Annotated in this window: 5 protein-coding genes; 3 read left to right on the top strand and 2 right to left on the bottom strand. The window is 48.2% G+C overall.

Features of this window, described 5'->3' with window-relative positions:
- Nucleotides 1–218, bottom strand: a 218-nt coding sequence (locus WBV75_RS08860; protein ID WP_424120265.1) for a hypothetical protein, incomplete at its 3' end; no start/stop codon positions are given.
- A 197-nt stretch (nucleotides 219–415) separates the two neighbouring features.
- Between WBV75_RS08860 and WBV75_RS08855 the strand changes: the two genes are divergently transcribed.
- On the top strand, nucleotides 416–910 hold the full coding sequence (locus WBV75_RS08855; protein WP_424120267.1) for a metallophosphoesterase family protein: 495 nt from the start codon (nucleotides 416–418) through the stop codon (nucleotides 908–910).
- A gap of 365 nt (nucleotides 911–1,275) precedes the next feature.
- Here the strand turns inward: WBV75_RS08855 and WBV75_RS08850 are convergent, their stop codons facing one another.
- On the bottom strand, nucleotides 1,276–1,608 hold the full coding sequence (locus tag WBV75_RS08850) for a YegP family protein (RefSeq protein ID WP_424120264.1): 333 nt from the start codon (nucleotides 1,606–1,608) through the stop codon (nucleotides 1,276–1,278).
- A 267-nt stretch (nucleotides 1,609–1,875) separates the two neighbouring features.
- Here WBV75_RS08850 and truA point away from each other — a divergent pair, with 267 nt between their 5' ends.
- Entirely contained in the window at nucleotides 1,876–2,637 is a 762-nt protein-coding gene (gene truA / locus WBV75_RS08845; RefSeq protein WP_424120266.1) for a tRNA pseudouridine(38-40) synthase TruA, read from the top strand.
- Nucleotides 2,618–3,815: ABC transporter ATP-binding protein (locus WBV75_RS08840; protein ID WP_424120263.1), on the top strand; the 1,198-nt coding region annotated here is incomplete at its 3' end. The genes truA and WBV75_RS08840, both read left to right, overlap by 20 nt.

Genomic DNA, 3,815 nt, shown 5'->3' with positions numbered 1-3,815 from the left:
ACATCGTTGAGTTCTTCCGAGGACTGCATGGCCATAGATCGGGACCTGACCCGTTCCAAGGCGGCCCCGATCTCCAGGGCCCTTTCTCGTTGGCGGAGTATTTCTTTCAATTCGGAAAGTTTGCCAGAGGTATCCTCTTTCTGGCTAATACCTCCGGGCGGAGCTTGAGATGACGCTCCCTTATCCTTCCCGGAACTTTCTTTCAGGTTTTTGGGCATCCTTAGAACCGATTTATCGTGTTGAAGTCAGAAATTGGCAAACACGGGCAGTTGGTGTAGCTTATTTCAGCCATACGGAACATGGGTTTGTGCATGCAGGAAGTTACGAAAAAGGACGGGATTGGCAGCAACTTTTAAAGGGCGATTAAACCATGGAACTCCTGCAGGCTTTCTATCTTTGCGACTTTGATTGTGTAATGACCAAAATCCTACTTCTTTCCGATACCCATAACCATCTGGATGACCGTATTCTGGATTATGCCGGGCAAGCCGATGAAGTCTGGCATGCCGGGGATATCGGCTCTCTCGCAGTCACTGATGCTCTTGGGGAAGTTAAGCCGGTCCGTGGGGTTTACGGGAATATTGACGGTGCTGAAGTACGGAGGGAATTTCCCTTAGACAACCGTTTTAAGTGCGAAGGGGTTGCGGTATGGATTACGCATATTGGCGGGTATCCCGGCAGGTATCAGAAACGGGTTCGGGAGGCTATGATGCTGCGGTCGCCAAAACTCTTCATTTGTGGGCATTCCCATATCCTTAAAGTACAATACGACAAACGATTTAACCTGCTTCATATGAACCCCGGGGCATGTGGTAAAGTGGGGTTCCACAAAGTGCGTACGATGCTGCGGTTTGTAATTGATGGGGCTGATATAAAGGACCTGGAGGTTATTGAACTCGGCCAGAGATAGGGGTTTGGGGTTCAAGGTTCAAAGTTCATTAATTAGTCGGCAGTAGGCAGTGGCAGTAGGCAGGCAGGGTTCAAAGTTCTAAAGTAGTCTTCAGTAAGCAGTAGCAGTGGGCAGAAAAAATACCTGATTGCGTTGTATTACTTTCGGAAATACTGCAGACTGCAACTTTGAGCTGGGAACTATGGAAAGGGTTCAAGGTTGAAAGTTCAAGGTTCAAAAAGGAGTCTTCAATTGGCACTGCGTGCTGCTTTTACCGTTTAGGACTCCTGAAACTTTGCCCGATGTATTCACCAAGATATCCAGAATATCCAATAAAAAAAGGGAAGCATATTGGGCTTCCCTTTAACTTCAAAAATTGATCTTCTTTATGAAGTCAGATCCTCGATCGCTGCGTCCGGGGCGTTTTTTTTCACAGATTCAACACCATTTTCCATGGCGCTTTCACTGGAGTACATTTCGCTGGTCCCGATCACTTGTCCGTTGGTGGCCATCAGATCAAAATAAGGTTCTCCTTTCTGGGATTCCTTTCGGGCAAAGCGCGCATCTTCCTGAGAATTGTTCTTTACCGAGGCAATGCCTTTTTCGCAGTTGGCCATACTCTCATAGCCCTGGCTGCTTAGGATTACCTGCCCGTTGGCAGCTTTAAGGTTGAACCGGAATTTACCGGCTTTGTCTGTTTTAACTTCAAATTTTCCCATAGTATATAATTTGGGCCTGAAATTAGGAATTAATTACATATTACGGAAACCCTGGCCTACTTTGTTGGCACAAAATGCAGGTGCAGTTTTCAGGATTTTTGTCAGGGTGTTAATTCTGAAGGTAATTCTGAAAAAATCAGGTGCCAAGGGGAGTACCCCCGCCCCTGTAATCAAGTTATCGAATACTCCTGCAACCCCCTCGCATGGGAATACATTTAACACGCTTCCCCCAACTTTGTATCTTTGACTTTCATCCCAAAGGATTCCATGCGCTATTTTCTTCAATGCTCTTTTTTTGGAAAGCACTATCACGGCTGGCAGCGACAACCCTCCGATCTTTCGGTTCAGGAGGTCCTGGAGGATTGTTTGGGCAAACTCCTGGGCAGCACAGTGGAGATCGTGGGCGCCGGGAGAACCGATGCCGGGGTACATGCGCGGGTGATGTATGCTCATTTCGACTGGTCCGGAACCTTGCCGGGTGAGTTGGTCCATCGTTTGAATGCCTTCCTCCCCGGGGATATTGCCGTTCAGCAGATTTTTCCCGTACAGCCCGAGGCTCATGCCCGCTTCGACGCCCTGAGCCGGACATACCAGTATTTTGTGGTACAACAAAAGGATCCCTTTAGCGAAGGCACTGCCTTTTATCAAAACCGGATTCTGGATTTTGAGCTGATGAACCAGGCAGCGGCATTTTTGATGGAATTTGAAGATTTCAAGGCTTTTTCAAAATCCCGCACAGATGTGAAAACCTATTTATGCAACATAACCCAAGCCCGGTGGCAGGAGGAAGGGGCATATTGGATCTTTACCATCACCGCAGACCGTTTCCTCAGAAATATGGTTCGCGCCATTGTTGGGACCTTGCTGGAAGTTGGGAAGGGCAACCTTTTACCACAGGATGTTAAGACTATTATAAAAAGCAGGGATCGATCCAGGGCCGGAGCCTCGGTACCTGCAAAAGGGCTATATTTGACCGGCATTATATACCCGGAACACATACACCTCAGCGATGGAAAAAGAAAGCGGTAAAGCATTTGACCTGTACCTTTTTAAGAGGGTGCTGGCTTTTACCCGCCCCTATGCCATGACCTTTCTGGGTACGGCTATTGCAGCCATCTTACTTACATTATTTTCAGTGCTCACCCCGCTCATCCTGAAAGAGATTGTGGATGTCGCGATTACGCAAAAGCAACGCGACCTGCTGCTGACCCTTTCGCTGGTCATGCTGGGGGTCCTCATTGGCCAGGTGGTTTGTCAGTTGCTCTTCACTTATTACGCGAACTGGTTGGGGGAATCTGTGATCATGGATATGCGTACACGCCTGTTTCGGCAGATGATAGGATTTCGGATGAAGTATTTCAGCAACTCATCCATCGGGGTATTGGTTACCCGGTCCGTAGCCGATTTACAGCGTATCGGGGAGATTTTTTCCCAGGGCTTTTTCACCATTGTGGCAGATTTGCTAAAAATGGTCGCGGCCTCTGCGATCATGCTCTGGCTTAACTGGAAACTCGCTTTACTCGTTTTTGCCATCCTCCCCATAATCCTTTATGCCACAAGGCTTTTCCAGCGGGCCATGAAGGTGGCTTTTATCGAGGTGCGGGCACAGGTTTCCAATTTGAATTCCTTTGTTCAGGAACGCATTACAGGGATGAAGATTGTACAATTGTTTACACGGGAACTCGTCGAGGCTGAAAAGTTCCGCCAAATCAATGAAAAGCATAAAGATGCCTGGCTGAAAACAGTCTGGTACAACTCCTTTTTCTTTCCGGTGGCCGAGATCGTCACTTCCCTGGCTATAGGGCTTGTGGTATGGTACGGGGGGCTGCAAAACATCCTGAACGTCGGGACGGAAATCGCGGGAACGCTCTTTGCTTTTATCCTGCTTATCGAAATGTTGTTTCGACCGCTGAGGCAAATCGCCGATAAATTCAATACCCTGCAAATGGGAATGGTGGCTGCCAACCGGGTCTTTAAAATCCTGGATACCGACAGCCGCATTGAGGATCTGGGTACTTTGGAAGTTCCGCATATGGAGGGAGCCATATCCTTTCGAAACGTGCGTTTTTCCTATGAGGCCGGAGAGGAAATCCTCCACGGGATCTCCTTTGAGGTAAACCCGGGGGAGAATATCGCCATTGTCGGGGCCACAGGGGCAGGAAAATCAACTATTATCAACTTACTCAACCGCTTTTACGATATCGACT

The organism is Robiginitalea sp., assembly GCF_049588695.1.
Lineage (GTDB): Bacteria > Bacteroidota > Bacteroidia > Flavobacteriales > Flavobacteriaceae > Robiginitalea.
Note: the sequence above shows the minus strand (reverse complement) of the source record. Positions and strands in the feature narration are given on the sequence as shown.

What these genes read in the sequence shown, in the direction of transcription:
- WBV75_RS08855 (WP_424120267.1), top strand. Translation starts at nt 416, where the DNA reads ATGACCAAAATCCTACTTCTTTCCGATACCCATAACCATCTGGATGAC.
- WBV75_RS08850 (WP_424120264.1), bottom strand. Translation starts at nt 1,608, where the DNA reads ATGGGAAAATTTGAAGTTAAAACAGACAAAGCCGGTAAATTCCGGTTC.
- truA (WP_424120266.1), top strand. Translation starts at nt 1,876, where the DNA reads ATGCGCTATTTTCTTCAATGCTCTTTTTTTGGAAAGCACTATCACGGC.